This is a genomic window from Streptomyces sp. NPDC096339 (genome assembly GCF_044762985.1).
Lineage (GTDB): Bacteria > Actinomycetota > Actinomycetes > Streptomycetales > Streptomycetaceae > Streptomyces.
Map to the genome: position 1 here is coordinate 37,347 of NZ_JBIWFI010000050.1, position 17,640 is coordinate 54,986.

The window sequence follows — 17,640 nt, forward strand, 5'->3', positions numbered from 1 at the left end:
CGGCCGGTGCAGCGCGGGACCCTGTGTGTACAGCGAACCAGGGACAGAAGAGGAAACACGGCCATGGCAACGGCGCCCAGCGTCTCGTATTCGATGACGGTCCGCCTGGAAGTGCCCGCGAGCGGAACCGCGGTCTCCCAGCTCACCACCGCCGTGGAGTCCTCCGGTGGTTCGGTCACCGGCCTCGACGTGACCGCCTCCGGCCACGAGAAGCTCCGGATCGACGTCACCATCGCCGCCACCTCCACCGCGCACGCCGACGAGATCGTCGAGAAGCTCCGCGGGATCGAGGGCGTCAGCCTCGGCAAGGTCTCCGACCGAACCTTCCTGATGCACCTCGGCGGCAAGATCGAGATGTCGTCCAAGCACCCCATCCGCAACCGTGACGACCTCTCGATGATCTACACCCCGGGCGTGGCCCGCGTGTGCACGGCCATCGCCGAGAACCCCGAGGACGCGCGCCGCCTCACCATCAAGCGCAACTCCGTCGCAGTCGTGACGGACGGCTCCGCCGTGCTGGGCCTGGGCAACATCGGCCCGATGGCCGCGCTGCCCGTGATGGAGGGCAAGGCCGCCCTCTTCAAGCGCTTCGCGGGCATCGACGCCTGGCCGATCTGCCTCGACACGCAGGACGCCGACGAGATCGTCGCCATCGTCAAGGCCATCGCCCCGGGCTTCGCCGGCATCAACCTGGAGGACATCTCCGCGCCGCGCTGCTTCGAGATCGAGGCCCGGCTGCGCGAGGCCCTGGACATCCCCGTCTTCCACGACGACCAGCACGGCACCGCCATCGTGGTCCTCGCCGCCCTGACGAACGCACTTCGCGTGGTGGGCAAGGCAGTTGGCGACATCAAGGTCGTCATGTCCGGCGCCGGCGCGGCCGGTACGGCCATCCTCAAGCTGCTCCTCGCGGCGGGCGTCAAGAACGCCGTCAGCGCCGACATCCACGGCGTCGTGCACGCGGGCCGCCCCGACCTCGTCGACGCGGCCACCGACTCCCCGCTGCGCTGGATCGCCGACAACACCAACCCCGAGGGCTACACGGGCACCCTGAAGGAGGCCGTGGTCGGCGCCGACGTGTTCATCGGCGTCTCGGCCCCCAACGTGCTCTCCGGCGAGGACGTCGCCGCCATGGCGGAAGGCGCGATCGTGTTCGCGCTCGCGAACCCGGACCCGGAGGTGGACCCGGCGGTCGCCCGCCAGACCGCCGCCGTCGTCGCCACCGGCCGCTCCGACTTCCCGAACCAGATCAACAACGTGCTGGTCTTCCCGGGTGTCTTCCGCGGTCTGCTCGACGCCCAGTCCCGGACGGTCAACACCGACATGATGCTGGCCGCCGCGACCGCCCTCGCCGACGTCGTCGGCCAGGACGAGCTGAACGCGAACTACATCATCCCGTCGGTCTTCAACGACAAGGTCGCCGGCGCGGTCGCGGGCGCCGTCCGCAAGGCCGCCACGAACGCCTGAGCACGCCGGGCGGGTCGAGCCGATCCCGCCGAAGGACCGTGAGGGCGGTGAGGCCCGTGAGGGCCGTCTGTGACGGCCCTCACGGCCCGCCGTTCCCGGCGCGTCGCGAGATGCGGGCCCGGCGGGCCGCCTCTAGGGTTGCGGGGATGCCCGCGGGTTCCGCCGTCCGCGTCCGCCTGTGCGCAAGGGTGTGGACGGAGCGTCACCGAGGCGTGACTGTGGCGCTTTTCGTGTGACCCCGGCGGGTGCCGGATTGGCTTTCCCGCCGCTGGTGGGGGCAGGATGCGTAACCGGGCGAGAGGGTCTGACGTTCAGACCCGGGTCCGGGGACTGTCCTAGGGCCCTGGCAGCATCGGCTTCGATCTCACGCCTCTAAGGCAAGTTGAACACGGGAGTACAACATGAACCGCAGTGAGCTGGTGGCCGCTCTGTCCGAGCGCGCCGAGGTGACCCGCAAGGACGCCGACGCCGTTCTGGCCGCGCTCGCCGAGACCGTCGGCGAGATTGTCGCCAAGGGCGACGAGAAGGTCACCATCCCCGGCTTCCTGACCTTCGAGCGCACCCACCGTGCCGCTCGCACCGCGCGCAACCCGCAGACCGGCGACCCCATCCAGATCCCGGCCGGCTACAGCGTGAAGGTCTCCGCGGGCTCCAAGCTCAAGGAAGCCGCCAAGGGCAAGTAGTACGCCCTTGTGCCGAGGTCCGCACAGGCCCTCGGGACGGCAGTGGTACGCAGAACGGCCAGGGCGGCCGCCCCCGAGCGGGGGCGGCCGCCCTTCGGCCTTCCCAGGGGCCCCCACGCGCCCTCACGCGCCCTCACGCGCCCTTCCAGGCCCTTCCGGGCCCTTCCCCTTCCGTCCGTCCCCTTCCCGGCCCTACCGCGCGCTTCCCGCCGCCTCCCGCGGCCCGGCACCGGTGAGGGGCCGTCAGGCCCCGTGCCGGGCACGGGAAAGCCCCCCGGGTCCCTTGCGGGGCCCGGGGGGCTTTCGTGTCCGTACCGGCTGGGCCGTACGGGTCAGACCAGGTCGCCGCCCGGGAGTTCGACCTTCGCGCCGAGCTCGACGAGCTTCTCCATGAAGTTCTCGTAGCCGCGGTTGATCAGGTCGATGCCGTGGACGCGCGAGGTGCCCTCGGCCGCCAGCGCCGCGATCAGGTACGAGAAGCCGCCGCGCAGGTCGGGGATGACCAGGTCGGCGCCCTGCAGCTTCGTGGGGCCGGAGACGACCGCCGAGTGCAGGAAGTTGCGCTGCCCGAACCGGCAGGCGCTGCCGCCCAGGCACTCGCGGTACAGCTGGATGTGAGCACCCATCTGGTTGAGCGCCGAGGTGAAGCCGAGCCGGGACTCGTAGACCGTCTCGTGGACGATCGAGAGGCCGGAGGCCTGCGTCAGGGCCACGACCAGCGGCTGCTGCCAGTCGGTCTGGAAGCCGGGGTGGACGTCGGTCTCCAGCGCGATCGCGTTGAGCGGGCCGCCCGGGTGCCAGAAGCGGATGCCGTCGTCGTCGATCTCGAAGGCGCCGCCGACCTTCCGGTACGTGTTCAGGAAGGTCATCATCGAGCGCTGCTGGGCGCCGCGCACGTAGATGTTGCCGCCGGTGGCCAGGGCCGCGGAAGCCCAGGAGGCGGCCTCCAGGCGGTCCGGGAGCGCCTTGTGGTTGTAGCCGCCGAGACGCTCCACACCGGTGATCCGGATGGTCCGGTCGGTGTCCATGGAGATGATCGCGCCCATCTTCTGCAGTACGCAGATGAGGTCCTCGATCTCCGGCTCCACGGCGGCGTTGCTGAGCTCGGTGACGCCCTCGGCCAGGACGGCCGTCAGCAGCACCTGCTCGGTCGAGCCGACCGAGGGGTAGGGCAGGCGGATCTTGCAGCCGCGCAGCCGCTGCGGGGCCTCCAGGTACTGGCCGCCCTCGCGCTTCTCGATGGTCGCGCCGAACTGGCGGAGCACGTCGAAGTGGAAGTCGATAGGCCGGCCGCCGATGTCGCAGCCGCCCAGGCCCGGGATGAAGGCGTGGCCGAGGCGGTGCAGCAGCGGGCCGCAGAACAGGATCGGGATGCGCGACGAGCCCGCGTGGGCGTCGATGTCGGCGACGTTCGCGCTCTCGACGTGGGTCGGGTCGAGCACCAGCTCGCCCGGCTCCTCGCCGGGACGGACCGTCACCCCGTGCAGCTGGAGCAGCCCGCGGACGACCCGGACGTCACGGATGTCGGGAACGTTGCGCAGCCGGCTGGGTTCACTGCCGAGCAGCGCGGCGACCATGGCCTTGGGCACGAGGTTCTTCGCCCCGCGGACTCGGATCTCGCCCTCGAGCGGGGTGCCGCCGTGGACAAGCAGTACATCGTCACTGATGCCGGTCATGAATCTCGCGTTCCGGAGAGGAGTGGGCGGGGGGCGAGTGACAAGGGTAAGGGCCACCACCCCCTTGTTCGTAAGGGTGACGTGGCCGTAGGACTGTCATGAATTCGGTACAACACCCTCCGTATCCACCACATGGCGGAGTGTTGTGTTCCGCCCGCGCCGCCCACGCGCCCTCCCGGCTGCTGCCGTGCGCCCTGAGCTGCGTACGATTCGATCTCGCCTTCGGCTCCCCGCTACGGGCGAATGTGCGGGATCATGTCGGCATGACCGAGGTGTCCTCCCTCACAGGGCGGCTGCTCGTGGCCACCCCCGCCCTCGCGGACCCGAACTTCGACCGCGCGGTGGTGCTCCTGCTCGACCACGACGAGCAGGGCTCGCTCGGCGTGGTCCTCAACCGGCCGACGCCCGTGGGCGTCGGCGACGTACTGCTGCCCTGGGCGCCGCTGGCGGGTGATCCGGGCGTGGTCTTCCAGGGCGGGCCCGTCGCGCTCGACTCGGCGCTCGGAGTGGCCGTCATCCCCGGTGAGGAGGGCCCGCTCGGCTGGCGCCGGGTGCACGGGGCCATAGGTCTGGTCGACCTGGAGGCGCCGCCGGAGCTGCTCGCCTCGGCGCTGGGCTCGCTGCGGATCTTCGCCGGCTACTCGGGCTGGGGCCCGGGCCAGCTGGAGGACGAGCTGGGCGACGGCGCCTGGTACGTGGTGGAGTCGGAGCCCGGGGACGTGTCCTTCCCGGACCCCGAACGGCTCTGGCGGGCGGTGCTGCGCCGCCAGCGCAGCGAACTCGCGATGGTCGCCACCTATCCGGACGACCCGTCGCTCAACTGACCCCTGCGGGGATCGGTACCCTGGCTTTATGAGCACTCTTGAGCCCGAGCGCGGGACTGGTACGGGGACCCTCGTAGAACCGACGCCACAGGTGTCCCACGGCGACGGCGACCACGAGCGCTTCGCCCACTACGTCCAGAAGGACAAGATCATGGCGAGCGCGCTCGACGGCACCCCCGTCGTCGCGCTCTGCGGCAAGGTCTGGGTGCCGGGCCGGGACCCGAAGAAGTACCCGGTCTGCCCCATGTGCAAGGAGATCTACGAGTCCATGGGCCCCGGCGGGGACAAGGACAAGGGCGGCAAGGACAAGTAGTCCGCCCCTGATCGGGCCGGTCGGGCCGGTCGGGACGATCGAGCAGGACCGGGGCCCCCGGTCGCACCCAGGTGCGACCGGGGGCCTTTGCCGTGCCCCGGGGGAGGGCTAGGGTCGGCCCGACGAGCACCCCGTGGAACAGGTGTTGCGCAGGGTGCAACGAGCTGTCGCGAAGGGATGCCGCCGCATGGACCTGATCCCCGTACCCCAGGTTGCCGTCTTCGACGAGGGCGGGCGCCGGTACGCGTTCGGGCCCGAGCCGGTCCTCGACGCCGGGCCCGGCGCGGAGGGCGTGGCGCGCTGGCTGCGCCGGGAGCTGGGGGCGGCCACCGGGTGGGGTCTGCCGGCCGCCGGGGCGGGGGCGGCGGCGGACGTGCGGCTGCGCCTCGACCCCGACGGATGGGGCGACCTCGGGCCGGAGGCGTACCGCATCGAGATCGGCGCGGACGGGGCGGAGCTGACGGGCCGGGCGGCGCCGGGGCTGTTCCGGGCGGCGCAGACGCTGCGTCAGCTGCTCGGGCCCGACGCGTACCGCAAGGCGCCGCTGCCGGGGAGGGAGTGGAGCCTGCCGCACGTCGGGATCGCCGACAGCCCCCGCTTCGGGTGGCGCGGGCTGATGCTCGACGTGGCCCGGCACTTCATGCCCAAGGAGGGCGTGCTGCGGTACATCGACCTGATCGCCGCGCACAAGCTCAACGTGCTGCACCTGCACCTGACGGACGACCAGGGTTGGCGGATCGAGATCAAGCGCCACCCGAGGCTGACCGAGGTCGGCGCGTGGCGGACGCGCAGCCGGTGGGGGCACCGGGCCTCACCGTTGTGGAACGAGACCCCGCACGGCGGCTTCTACACCCAGGACGACATCCGCGAGATCGTCGCGTACGCCGCCGAGCGGCACGTACGGGTGGTTCCGGAGATCGACCTGCCGGGGCATTCGCAGGCCGCGATCGCCGCGTACCCGGAGCTGGGCAACACCGACGTCGTGGACACCTCGACGCTGGGGGTGTGGGACGACTGGGGGATCGCCGAGAACGTGCTCGCGCCGACCGAGGCCGTGCTGCGCTTCTACGAGGGCGTCTTCGAGGAGCTGCTGGAGCTCTTCCCGGCGGAGGTCTCGCCCTTCGTGCACGTGGGCGGGGACGAGTGCCCCAAGGCGCAGTGGAAGGCCTCGGCGGCCGCGCAGGAGCGGATCCGCGAGCTGGGGGTGGACGGGGAGGACGGGCTGCAGTCCTGGTTCATCCGGCATTTCGACGGCTGGCTCGCCGAGCGCGGCCGGCGGCTGATCGGCTGGGACGAGATCCTGGAGGGCGGGCTCGCCGACGGCGCGGCCGTGTCCTCGTGGCGCGGCTACGCGGGCGGGATCGCCGCCGCCGAGGCCGGACACGACGTGGTGATGTGTCCCGAGCAGCAGGTGTACCTGGACCACCGTCAGGCGGCCGGCGGGGACGAGCCGATGCCGATCGGGTACGTCCGCTCATTGGAGGACGTGTACCGGTTCGACCCGGTACCGCCGAAGATGTCCGAGGCGGCCGCCGCCCGGGTGCTGGGCGCGCAGGCCAACGTGTGGACCGAGGTGATGGAGAACCAGAGCCGGGTCGACTACCAGGCGTTCCCCCGGCTGGCGGCCTTCGCGGAGGCGGTGTGGTCCCGACTGCCGGAGCCCGGCGAGCGGGACTACGCGGACTTCGAGCGGCGGATGGCGACGGCGCACTACGCGCGGCTGGACGCGCTCGGCGTCGACTACCGGCCGCCGGGCGGGCCGTTGCCGTGGCAGCGGCGGCCCGGGGTGCTCGGGCGTCCGATCGAGGGCGAGCCCCCGATCGCGTGACGATCGTGTGACATCGGGCGGCGGGGCGGGGGCGGCGGCGGTGGGTGTGGCGGTGGGTGTGGCGGTGGGTCCGCCGCCGGCGCCGGGAATCGGAACTCTGTCTGGTTTTCCTCCTATACGGGGAAAAACGGGCCGTCGGGAAGGGGGCTCCGAGGCATCCGCGAGGGAACCCGAAGGCGGCTGGTGACGGCCCGGCCGCCCGGCAACCCCCGCCCCGGCCGACCCTCGCGCCGGGCGGCCCGGAAGATGTGCCAGAGTTGCCACGTCCCGGCGGTGAGCACGTACCGTACGGCGGACAGGCGTGAGCGCCGGGACCGGGACATCGGGAAGGGGCAGCTGGGTTGACCACGCACGCACCGCAAGCACCGCACGCGTCGGATGCGCCTCACGGCGCGCAGGGCCAGCATTCGGCGCAGGCCCCGCACGCGGCGCAGTCCGTGACGTTGCCGACCTCGCTCGACGAGGCCGTGGCGGCGCTCACCGCCATGCCCGCCGCCGTGCCCGTCGCCGGAGGCACCGACCTCATGGCCGCCGTGAACGCCGGCCTGCTGCGGCCCGCCGCACTGGTCGGCCTGGGCCGGATCAACGAAATCCGCGGCTGGCAGTACCAGGACGGCCACGCACTCCTCGGCGCCGGCCTCACCCACGCGCGGATGGGACGGCCGGACTTCGCGGCCCTGATCCCCGCGCTGGCGGCCGCCGCACGCGCCGCCGGGCCCCCGCAGATCCGCAACGCGGGCACCCTCGGCGGGAACATCGCCACGGCCGCGCCCACGGGCGACGCGCTGCCCGTGCTGGCCGCGCTGGAGGCCGTGCTCCTCGTCGTCGGGCCGCTCGGGCAGCGGGAGATCCCGGTCTCGCACCTGCTGGCGGGCCGCGAGATGCTCCGGCCCGGGGAACTGATCGGCTTCGTACGGGTGCCGCTGCTGCACGCGCCGCAGGTGTTCCTCAAGGCCACGGGACGTACGGGGCCGGGGCGCGCGGTGGCGTCCGTGGGGCTCGTACTGGATCCCGCGCGCAGGGGCGTGCGGTGCGCGATCGGAGCGGTGGCCCCGATGCCGCTGCGTCCGCTGGAGGCCGAGCAGTGGGTGGCCTCGCTGATCGACTGGGACGGGGACCGGAGCCTGGCCCCCGAGGCGCTGGAGGCCTTCGGCGAGTACGTCGGGGCCGCCTGCGTGCCCGACCAGGGGGACCCGGTGGCTCCCGGTGTGCTGCACCTGCGGCGCACGGTGGCCGTGCTGGCACGGAGGGCCCTGGGGAGGGCGCTGACCTCATGAGCGAGAACGAGAACGAGAACGTGACCCAGGGGAACGCCGGGAACGGCGCGAACGGCACGGCGGGCTGGGGCTGGGAGCCCGTCCCGCAGGGCGGCGAGTACGACTCGGACGCCACGGCCTTCGTGAAACTGCCGCAGGACATGCTGGACGCGCTCGGCACGGGGGAGCCCCTCGCGGCGCCCGGGCACGGGTACGTGCCGCCGCCGATGATCGTGCCGCTGGGCTCGGCCAGTACGGATCCGAGCGCCACCGGGACCTGGACGATGCCGGTGCAGTGGCCCGAGGCGGCGGGCTCCGCCCCGGCCGACACGGGTCCCGCGCCCACACCCGCGCCGGTGGGCGGGCCGATCCCGGCGTCGGTCCCGATCCCGGCCGCGGTGGCGGCGGCGTTCGCCGAGGCCGAGCCGGAGCAGGCGCAGCCGCCGCTGCACGACCCGGGGGCGACGGCGGAGTGGCGGTTCCAGGACGAGTCCTCGACGGGGCAGTGGGCGGTGCCGGCGTACTCGGAGTACGCGGAGTACGGGGGGACGCCGGAGGTACCCGGATCTCCCGGACCCGCCGGACTTCCCGGACTCGCCGGAACCTCCGGACTCCCCGAGCAGCAGGGTGACTTCAGGCCCCCGCCGGCGTCGAGCGCACCGGCCGCAGACTGGAGCCAGGCCCCGGCGACGCTGCCGGGCGGCGCCCCGGCGCCGTGGGCGTACCTGACGCAGGACACGGGCACGCTGCCGGGCACTCTGCCGGGCACCGACGAGGCCGCTGCCGCTGCCGCGTCGGCCGCCGCTGCCGCCGTCACCGCGGCGACCTCCGGACGGCTGCTCGGCGGCCCCGGGGTGGGCACCGCGCCGCGCGGCCCGCGGGTGCTGGGCGGTCCGGGCGTGGGCACCCCGCTCCCGGAGGACGAGCCGGCGCACCCGACCCCCCACGACATCGAGGCCGCCCACGGCCCGGCGCAGGACCCGGCCGAAGGGGCGCGGGCGTCGGAGCACGCGGAGTTCGGGGGGCACGCGGGCTTCGGCGGGCCCGGTGGGCACGCGGAGTTCGGCGGGCATGCCGGGCATGCCGGGCATGCCGGGCAGGCGGGGTTCGAGGGGCACGCCGGGTTCGGCGGCCACCCCGAGCCTGCGGCCCACGCGGGGCACGTCGAGTTCGGCGGGCACACTGGGCAGGCGGGGAGCGCGGGGCAGGCCGAGTTCGGCGGGCACCCGGAGCAGGCCCACGCGGGGCACGACGGGCAGCCGGCCCACGCCGGGCACGGCGGGCACGGCGAGCGGGCGGAGGGCGAGCAGCACGCCGGGCACGCCGGGCACACCGGCCCCGTGGAAGGCACCGGGCACGCGGATCACGCCGGCCACACCGGGCACGCGGAGCAGACCGGCCAGACCGGCCACACCGACCTGACCGGCCACACCGACCTGACCGGCCACATCGACCACACCACCCACACCGCGCACGGTGCGTTCGTGCCGCCCGCCGGTACCGGCGGTACCGACGGGCGCGGCTTCGACGCCTTCGGGCACGCGGCCGAGGCGGCCCCGGTGGAGCCCGGCCCGCTGCCGGTCGCCGGGCCGGAGACCACCGGACCCCGAACCGCGGCCGACGGCGCCGACGCGGACCCGCACGCCCTCGCGGAGGCCGCCGGATCCCGGCCCGAGCCCGAGCCCGATCCCGACGCCGACGCCGAAGCCGGCCCGGCCCCGGCGGACGCCGCCGCCGCGCCCGCCCCGGACGCGGACGCCGCCGACACCGCCCTGTCACCCTCGGACGCGGACCCCACCGGAGGTGTCCCGGCCGAGGGGCCGACGTACGAAGAAGAGAACGAGCACCCCCAGGCCTCCTACGTCCTGCGCGTGAACGGCGCCGACCGTCCCGTCACCGGGGCCTGGATCGGCGAGTCCCTGCTCTACGTGCTGCGCGAGCGCCTCGGGCTCGCCGGCGCCAAGGACGGCTGCTCGCAGGGCGAATGCGGTGCGTGCGCCGTGCAGGTCGACGGCCGGCTCGTCGCGTCCTGCCTGGTCCCGGCGGCGACAGCCGCCGGCAGCGAGGTCCGCACCGTCGAAGGTCTCGCGACGGACGGGGAACTCTCGGACGTGCAGCAGGCGTTGTGCAGGTCGGGTGCGGTGCAGTGCGGGTTCTGCGTACCCGGCATGGCGATGACCATCCACGACCTGCTGGAGGGCAACCACGCCCCCAGCGAGCTGGAGACCCGCCAGGCACTCTGCGGCAACCTCTGCCGCTGCTCCGGCTACTCGGGAGTCGTCGACGCCGTGCGCGAGGTCGTGGCCGAGCGCGAGGCGGCTGCGGCCGAGGCGGCCGCCGAGTCCGCGGCCGCGTCTTCACCGGAGCCGCGGATTCCGCACCAGGCAGCGCCCGGCGAGGGCGGCATCCACCACGGAGGCACGGCGTGAGCGGGCAGGACGCGGCGACGTCGACGACGACGCTGAACACGATGGTGACCGCCCTGGCGGCACCCACGGACCCCGCCGACCAGCAGGTCCCGCGCGGAATCGGCGCCTCCGTCCCCTCCGCCGACACCCGGGCCAAGACCGAGGGCACCTTCCCCTACGCCGCCGACCTGTGGGCCGAGGGCCTCCTGTGGGCCGCCGTGCTGCGCTCCCCGCACGCCCACGCCCGGATCCTCTCCATCGACACCACGGCCGCCGCCGCCATGCCCGGCGTCCGGGCCGTCGTCACCCACGCCGACATCCCCGGCGCCACCACGCACGGCCGCCGGATCGCGGACCGGCCCGTCTTCGCCCACGACGTCGTACGCCACCACGGCGAGCCCATCGCCGCCGTCGCCGCCGACCACCCCGACACCGCGCGCCTCGCCGCCGCCGCCATCGCCGTCGAGTACGAGCTCCTCGACGCGGTCACCGACCCCGAGCAGTCCTTCGGCGCCGCCCCGCTGCACCCCGACGGCAACCTCATCCGGCACATCCCGCTCCGCTACGGCGACCCGGAGATCACCGGCGAGGTCGTCGTCGAGGGCCTCTACCGGATCGGCCGCCAGGACCCCGCCCCCATCGGCGCCGAGGCCGGGCTGGCCGTGCCGCGCCCCGACGGCGGCGTCGAGCTGTACACCGCCTCCACCGACCCGCACTCCGACCGCGACCTGGCCGCCGCCTGCTTCGGCCTCGAACCGGACCGCGTACGCGTGGTCGTCACCGGGGTCCCGGGGGCCACGGCCGACCGGGAGGACGCCGCCTTCCAGCTCCCGCTCGGCCTGCTCGCGCTGCGCACGGGCTGCCCGGTCAAGCTGGCCGCGACCCGCGAGGAGTCCTTCCTCGGCCACACCCACCGCCACCCGACCCTGCTGCGCTACCGCCACCACGCGGACGCGGAGGGGCGGCTGGTCAAGGTCGAGGCGCAGATCCTGATGGACGCCGGCGCGTACGCCGACTCGTCCTCCGAGTCGCTGGCCGCCGCCGTCGCATTCGCCTGTGGCCCGTACGTCGTCCCGCACGCCTTCGTGGAAGGCTGGGCGGTCCGCACCAACAACCCCCCCTCGGGACACGTCCGGGGCGAGGGCGCCATGCAGGTCTGCGCGGCGTACGAAGGCCAGATGGACAAACTGGCGGCCGCCCTCGGCATCGACGGCGCGGAACTGCGCATGCGCAACGTCCTGGCGACGGGCGACCTGCTCCCCACCGGCCAGACGGTCACCTGCCCGGCCCCGGTCGCCGAACTCCTGCGCTCGGTCCGCGACTTCGAGCTCCCCGCCCTCCCGAAGGACACCCCGGAGGACGAGTGGCTGCTGCCGGGCGGCCCGGAGGGCGCGGGCGAGCCGGGCGCGGTGCGGCGGGGCGTCGGCTACGGCGTCGGCATGGTGCACATGCTCGGCGCCGAGGGCACCGACGAGGTCTCCACCGCCACCGTAAAGGTGGTGAACGGCGCGGCGACGGTCATCTGCGCGGCCGTGGACACCGGCCAGGGCTTCGCGACCCTCGCCCGCCAGATCGTCCAGGAGGTCCTGGGCGTCGACGTGGTGACGACGGCCCCGGTCGACACGGACCAGCCGCCGGCGGGCCCGTCGGCACACGGCCGCCACACCTGGGTGTCGGGCGGCGCCGTCGAACGGGCCGCCAAAATGGTCCGCACCCAGCTCCTCCAGCCGATGGCGCACAAACTCGGCATGTCCACCGAACTCCTCCAGATCGCGGATGGCCGGATCACGTCGTACGACGGGGCCTTCTCCATGACGGTCGCGGAGGCCATAGAAGGCAAGGAACTCTGGGCGACGGCCCAGTGCCGTCCCCACCCCACGGAACCGCTGGACGCCGACGGCCAGGGCGACGCCTTCGTCGGCCTCGCCTTCTGCGCGATCCGCGCGGTGGTGGACGTGGACATCGAACTCGGCTCGGTGCGCGTGGTCGAACTCGCCGTGGCCCAGGACGTGGGCCGCATCCTCAACCCCCGCCAGCTGGAAGCCCGTATCGAAGCGGGAGTCACGCAGGGCGTGGGCGCGGCCCTGACGGAGAACCTCCGCACGGTCTCGGGCCTCGTCCGCCACCCCGACCTGACGGGCTACGCCCTGCCGACCGCGCTGGACGCGCCGGTGGTCCGCATCGTCAAACTGGTCGAGGAGCGTGACGTGGTGGCCCCGTTCGGCGCGAAGGCGGCCAGCGCGGTCCCTGTGGTGACGGCCCCGGCGGCGGTGGCCTCGGCAGTACGCGCTGCCACGGGCCGCCCGGTGAACAGGCTCCCGATCCGGCCATCGGCGGCTGTCGCGGTGCCCAACTCGTGACCGCGTGACCCGCATTGCACATGCAACCCGGACTTGGGGTTGCCGGAGCCGATCGTTAGAACGATCGGTCAGAGTGTTTGCGCGCGCGTGCGAACGGGCGCGAACGGGGATGGGGAGCGGCGCCGACGGGCGCCGTGATCAAACGAGGAGTCGGGGAGGCCATCGTGGCAGAGGACATCGGGGTAGGTCTGTTCGGAATCGGCGCTGCGGCGGTGGCCGGCGCTGCGATCGGCGCGCAGGCCACCGCTGCGGCGCTGCGCGTTCAGTACGAGGACCTGAAGAGCTATCAAATCCTGGTGAACGACCTCCTGACGAAGCTCAAGGAGTCCCCGGCGGACGACGGAAGACTGGCCGACGGCACACTGCCGGCGGGAGCCCTGGGCAAGAACTTCACTCAGGCCGAGAAGCTCTACAAGGCGTACGGCACCGTCCACACGGAGTTGCAGAAGCTCTCGAAGGGACTGGCGGTGCAGATCGAGGCGCTCGGCATCGCCATCCAGTCCGCGAGCGGCGGTTACAGCCAGGTGGACGAGGACACGAAGCGGCGCATGGCCTTCCTCGCGAAGCAGGCCCATGAACAGTACGTCCCGAAGCGCGACCCGTACGCGGACAAGACGGCCGACGGCGGACAGCCGGCCGCGCCGAACGCGCCGGCCGTGCCGCAGCCGAACGGGAAGCAGAAGGGGGCTCCTCTCGCATGAGTGAGTTCGAGGGCTACACGCACGCGCAGCTGTACGCCATGGTCGCCGCGATGGACCCGGACAAGGTCCATGACTGCGCCACGCAGCTCACCGATGCCTCCAAGACGATCGAGGAGATCGGAAACAAGCTCAAGGACCACAAGGTCGAGGGCTGGGAAGGCGAAGCGGCCGAGGCGTTCCAGAACTGGGTGAACCAGACGGGCAGCGCCACGCTGGTGCTGGCCGAGTACAGCGCCGCCGGCGGCAAGTACATGGCGGAGTCCGCCCAGATCATGCGCGAGGTCAAGCCGACCGACTACGGCGCGGGCAACATGCCCAAGTACGACGCGTCTGCGGAGGCGACCCTCAGGCAGAACCTCGAGACGTCCCGCGAGTACCACAACGACCCGGATGCGGTGAAGCTGGGCCAGGAGGCCTGGTCGAAGCTGAACGGGGACCACGCGCGGGCCGTGGACGCGATGACCAAGCTGGCCGGGTCGTACGACAAGTCGTCCCAGCAGATGGATGCGGCGACTGTCCCGACGTTCCCGCCGCCGCCGAGGGTTCTCGTGCCACAGGGTTACGACGGTGGGCAGGATATGGCGAGGCCTGGAGGCGGGTCTGGTGGGGGATACGGATCGGCCAGTTACTCGTACGCGCCGCCGAGTTCTGGCGGTGTTCCCTCTTCGAACGAGCCCGGGCTGGTGCCCGGGCATCAGCAGCAGCCGGACAACCCGGTCCCGTCGGTGCCCATGCCGGGAATCCCGGACCGCAACGTGAACGTGGACCTTGACTCCGTCGGCACGCTCCCGGACCGGACGGTGCCGCCGCTGACGACCCCGCCTACTGGGCCGCTGCCCACTGGTCCGGGCCCCAGCGTCCCCACCCCCGGCCCGTTCGTCCCGCCCGTGGGACTCCCGCCGGTCGGTGGCCTGAAGGGGACCGGCCCGGGCACAGGCCCCGGACTCGGCCCGTACCCGCGCCTGACGGGTCCCAGCGGTCCGGGTGGCGGCAGGGTCGGCGGCATGCCGCCGGGCATGCCCCCGCGTGACACCGGCATCATGGGCGGTCGTCCCGTGAACTCCAAGGGTCTCGGCTCGGGCATCCCGCGGGGCACGGTCATCGGTGAAGGAGCCCAGGGCGGCCGCGGCATGGGCGGCGCGATGGGTGGCGGTGCTCACGGCGGTGGTGCGGGCGGAGTTTCGGCGGGCCGCCGACTTGCTTCCGAGCCGGGAGGCATCGTCGGTGGGCGCCAGTCTGCGGCCGGTCGTCCGATTGCGGGCGGCAAGCCGTTCACCCAGGGCGGCTCGGGACTGGTTCGGAATGGCGCTGTCGGCGCGGGTACGCACACTCCGGGTAGGCGACGGGACGACCAGGGGGGCGAACGCCCCGACTATCTGGTCGAAGACGAAGAGACCTGGCAGGGCAACCGTCGTGTTGCTCCCCCGGTGATCGACTGAGCAGAACGGACGTTGTACGGGATGCGCATGCGCAAGGCGACCTCGGCCCTGGTGGGTCTGCTGCTGGCCGGGGTCGCGGCGACCCCTGCCCATGCGGAGACCATTCGATCGCAGCAGTGGCATCTCGACGCCATGAAAGCCGGCGAGATCTGGAAGATCAGCACGGGCAAGGGGATCACCGTCGCGGTGATTGATACGGGTGTTAACCAGATCCCGGAACTCGAAGGCCAGGTTCTCCCAGGTAAGGCCTTCCCTGCCGGCGATGCCGAGGTTGGCAGGGACAACGATTATTACGGCCACGGCACTGCCATGGCCGGAATGATTGCTGGTACAGGCAAGCACCCAAGCGGTGATGGCGCGTATGGCCTTGCGCCCGGTGTCAAGATTCTTCCGATCCGCGTGCCCGACATGCTCGAAGGGGCGGATACTCCATCGATCGTCGCGGCTATTCGATACGCGGCGGACTCGGACGCCAAGGTCATCAACATTTCCATGGGTCTTGCAAGCAAGCCCGAGCAGGACGCGGGGCGGGCGGCCGCCGTGAAGTATGCGCTCTCCAAAGGCAAGTTGATCTTTGCCGCAGTTGGAAACTACGGGGATTCGACCAATGAGCTCGCCTACCCCGCCGCGACTCCCGGAGTAGTGGGGGTCGGAGCCGTGGATGCCAATGGCGAGCCGACCAAGGAATCGATGAACGGCCCCCAAGTGGACATGGCCGCGCCAGGCATTGACATCGTTTCCTCCTGCAAGGGGAAGACGGGGCTCTGTAAGACGCACGGTACGAGCGACGCCAACGCCCTCGCCTCCGCCTCCGCCGCCCTCCTCTGGTCCGCCCACCCCGACTGGACCAACAACCAGGTCCTCCGCGTCCTCCTGAACACCGCCGGCAAGCCCTTCGACGGTTCGCAGCGCAACGACTACGTCGGCTACGGCGTGGTCCGCCCTCGCGTGGCACTGCAAAACCCCGGCGACCCCGGTCCGGCGGACGTCTACCCGCTGCCCGACCTGGCGGCGGCGGACGCGAGCAAGAAGCCCTCGGCGTCCCCCGACGGCAAGGCCCCCGACTCGGCCGCCCCCTCACCCGCCCCCCAGGCGGACGAGAAGAAGGACGGCAGTCCCCTTCCCTGGATCGGCCTCGGTCTGGGAGCCTGCCTGTTGATCGGCGGTGCCGTCACCGCGGTCGTCGTACGCCGGAACCGCTGACACACCTCCCCCGACCTCCTCCCCCCACGGGAGTTCACGCGATGTCGTTCGACGAGGAATGGTCGGCGGCGCGCGCCACGGCCGCGGCCAACGTCTCCATGCGGCTCAACCACGTCCCGGTGGATCCCGGTGGCGGTGGCAGCGGTGACCTGTAGTTGCACCAGCGGTGGGCCGCGGCCAGGTCGCCACGGCCAATGGAGGCTCCTGAATGTGCCGTACCGGCATCTCCCGTGCTCTCGTCGGTGTCCTCGCCGGTGTCGTGCTCCTGTCGGGCTGCGCCGAGGAGAAGAAGCCTTCGGCCGCCTCTCGGCTGCCGAAGTCGACGTGCTTCGGCGCTTTCACGCCGTCCGATCTGGCGCCCCTGTTGGGAAACGCCGACGAGGTCAAGGTGGATTCGCCCGCCGACCTCAAGCTGACCGCGAATCGCCGTGGCGCGACCTGCAACGTCTACGTCGACGGCAAGAGCGGAGTGCTCGCGACAGCCGAACGCCGGCCTCTCGGGCAGGGGTTCTTCTGGCCCTTGGACGACAAGAGCCCCGAGCCGATCCCCGGTGTGGAGAACGGCAAGGTCTGGGACACGGGGGCGGCCGCCGGCATCTCGTGCAAGGGGGTCACGGACTCCTTCGAGCTGGAACTGTGGCTGAGCGGATCCGTCCAGGGCAAGAAGGCCGGCGAGTCGCGCCCGGTGCTCACCGAGCTCATGAGGAAGTACGTCGACTACGCCAAGCAGCAGACGCTCTGCGGAGCCTAGAACCGGACCCGGCGGAGCCGGGTTCGGGATCACGTCGGAACCCGGCCGAGTGGCCACATGCCCGGGCCACTTCAGCGGGTGCAGGCACCACCGCCGCACGCCGCACGCCGCACGCCGCACGCCGCACGCCGCACGCCGCACGCCGGAGGACAGAGCCGTGCCCCAAAATGCACCCACTTGCGAGAATTGCTAGTTTGGAATAGCGAGCGCGGGCCCGGTGATCCAGGGCCTGCCGACGGGTCGCGTCATCGACCCCGCATCCGCACCCGACCGCACTGTCGCCCGAATGGTGCAACGCGACGTGCCACGCGCACGGGTGCGGACCAAGCCGACCAGAGCCCCAAACGAGTCAATCCGTGAAAGGGGAATCGAATGCGCATTCGACGAATCTTCGCCGCCGTCTTCGCGACGGCAGCCTTCGCCGGACTCGGTCTCACAGGCGTCGCCACCGCCACCGCTGCCACGCAGGGTGTCCCGTCAGTCGTCACGCCTTCAGAGTGCAAGCAGGGCGGCGGAACGGCCGATCTGGCGAACAACGTCTGCAAGGGCGGTATGTACGACGGGGAGCAGGTCGACTGAACCCCGCAAGGCGTCCCGCTGCCCCGCGCTGCGGGGCGTACCCATGCGAGAGGGGGGGGGCCCCCCCCGGGGGGCGCCCCCCCCCCCCCCCCCCGGGGGGGGGGGGGGGCCCGGGCCCCCCCCCCCCCCCCCCCCCCCCCGCCCCGCCCCCC

14 protein-coding genes are annotated in these 17,640 nt (G+C 72.6%); 13 read left to right on the plus strand and 1 reads right to left on the minus strand.

Annotation, left to right across the window (positions count from 1 at the left end; genetic code table 11):
• Window positions 1-63: 63 nt before the first annotated feature.
• On the plus strand, window positions 64-1,467 hold the full coding sequence (locus tag ACIQ5Y_RS36995) for an NAD-dependent malic enzyme (protein ID WP_403890976.1): 1,404 nt from the start codon (window positions 64-66) through the stop codon (window positions 1,465-1,467).
• Window positions 1,468-1,868: 401 nt separating this feature from the next.
• Window positions 1,869-2,150, plus strand: coding sequence for an HU family DNA-binding protein (locus ACIQ5Y_RS37000; protein WP_007264399.1), 282 nt, complete (start codon window positions 1,869-1,871; stop codon window positions 2,148-2,150).
• Between the two features lie 332 nt (window positions 2,151-2,482).
• On the opposite strand, the gene murA is transcribed toward ACIQ5Y_RS37000, so the two are convergent.
• Complete coding sequence (gene murA, locus ACIQ5Y_RS37005; RefSeq protein WP_030771691.1) at window positions 2,483-3,826, minus strand: UDP-N-acetylglucosamine 1-carboxyvinyltransferase; 1,344 nt, start codon at window positions 3,824-3,826, stop codon at window positions 2,483-2,485.
• Window positions 3,827-4,089: 263 nt separating this feature from the next.
• Between murA and ACIQ5Y_RS37010 the strand changes: the two genes are divergently transcribed.
• The 11 genes from ACIQ5Y_RS37010 (at window position 4,090) to ACIQ5Y_RS37060 (ending at window position 17,488) form a co-directional block, all read left to right on the plus strand.
• A complete protein-coding gene (locus ACIQ5Y_RS37010; RefSeq protein WP_376660975.1) occupies window positions 4,090-4,650 on the plus strand; it encodes a YqgE/AlgH family protein in 561 nt (186 codons plus the stop codon).
• Window positions 4,651-4,678: 28 nt separating this feature from the next.
• Window positions 4,679-4,963: a DUF3039 domain-containing protein gene (locus ACIQ5Y_RS37015; RefSeq protein ID WP_030010729.1), complete on the plus strand. Its 285-nt coding sequence runs from the start codon at window positions 4,679-4,681 to the stop codon at window positions 4,961-4,963.
• 187 nt (window positions 4,964-5,150) lie between these two features.
• Complete coding sequence (locus ACIQ5Y_RS37020) at window positions 5,151-6,791, plus strand: beta-N-acetylhexosaminidase (protein ID WP_403890981.1); 1,641 nt, start codon at window positions 5,151-5,153, stop codon at window positions 6,789-6,791.
• A gap of 437 nt (window positions 6,792-7,228) precedes the next feature.
• The gene (locus tag ACIQ5Y_RS37025) at window positions 7,229-8,068 is read left to right on the plus strand and encodes an FAD binding domain-containing protein (protein ID WP_403890983.1); all 840 of its coding nucleotides are present in this window, start codon (window positions 7,229-7,231) and stop codon (window positions 8,066-8,068) included.
• Complete coding sequence (locus tag ACIQ5Y_RS37030; RefSeq protein WP_403890986.1) at window positions 8,065-10,476, plus strand: 2Fe-2S iron-sulfur cluster-binding protein; 2,412 nt, start codon at window positions 8,065-8,067, stop codon at window positions 10,474-10,476. The genes ACIQ5Y_RS37025 and ACIQ5Y_RS37030 overlap by 4 nt, the downstream gene beginning before the upstream one ends.
• A gap of 41 nt (window positions 10,477-10,517) precedes the next feature.
• On the plus strand, window positions 10,518-12,815 hold the full coding sequence (locus ACIQ5Y_RS37035; RefSeq protein WP_403891010.1) for a xanthine dehydrogenase family protein molybdopterin-binding subunit: 2,298 nt from the start codon (window positions 10,518-10,520) through the stop codon (window positions 12,813-12,815).
• Window positions 12,816-12,979: 164 nt separating this feature from the next.
• Entirely contained in the window at window positions 12,980-13,516 is a 537-nt protein-coding gene (locus tag ACIQ5Y_RS37040; protein WP_403890989.1) for a hypothetical protein, read from the plus strand.
• Window positions 13,513-14,955 (plus strand): WXG100 family type VII secretion target, encoded by a 1,443-nt coding sequence (locus ACIQ5Y_RS37045; protein ID WP_403890992.1) that lies wholly within the window; start codon window positions 13,513-13,515, stop codon window positions 14,953-14,955. The genes ACIQ5Y_RS37040 and ACIQ5Y_RS37045 overlap by 4 nt, the downstream gene beginning before the upstream one ends.
• Before the next feature lie 21 nt (window positions 14,956-14,976).
• Window positions 14,977-16,158, plus strand: a complete 1,182-nt coding sequence (gene mycP / locus ACIQ5Y_RS37050) for a type VII secretion-associated serine protease mycosin (protein ID WP_403890994.1) — start codon at window positions 14,977-14,979, stop codon at window positions 16,156-16,158.
• 208 nt (window positions 16,159-16,366) lie between these two features.
• Window positions 16,367-16,909: a hypothetical protein gene (locus ACIQ5Y_RS37055; RefSeq protein ID WP_403890997.1), complete on the plus strand. Its 543-nt coding sequence runs from the start codon at window positions 16,367-16,369 to the stop codon at window positions 16,907-16,909.
• A gap of 372 nt (window positions 16,910-17,281) precedes the next feature.
• Complete coding sequence (locus tag ACIQ5Y_RS37060; protein WP_403891000.1) at window positions 17,282-17,488, plus strand: hypothetical protein; 207 nt, start codon at window positions 17,282-17,284, stop codon at window positions 17,486-17,488.
• The last annotated feature ends 152 nt before the right edge of the window (window positions 17,489-17,640 follow it).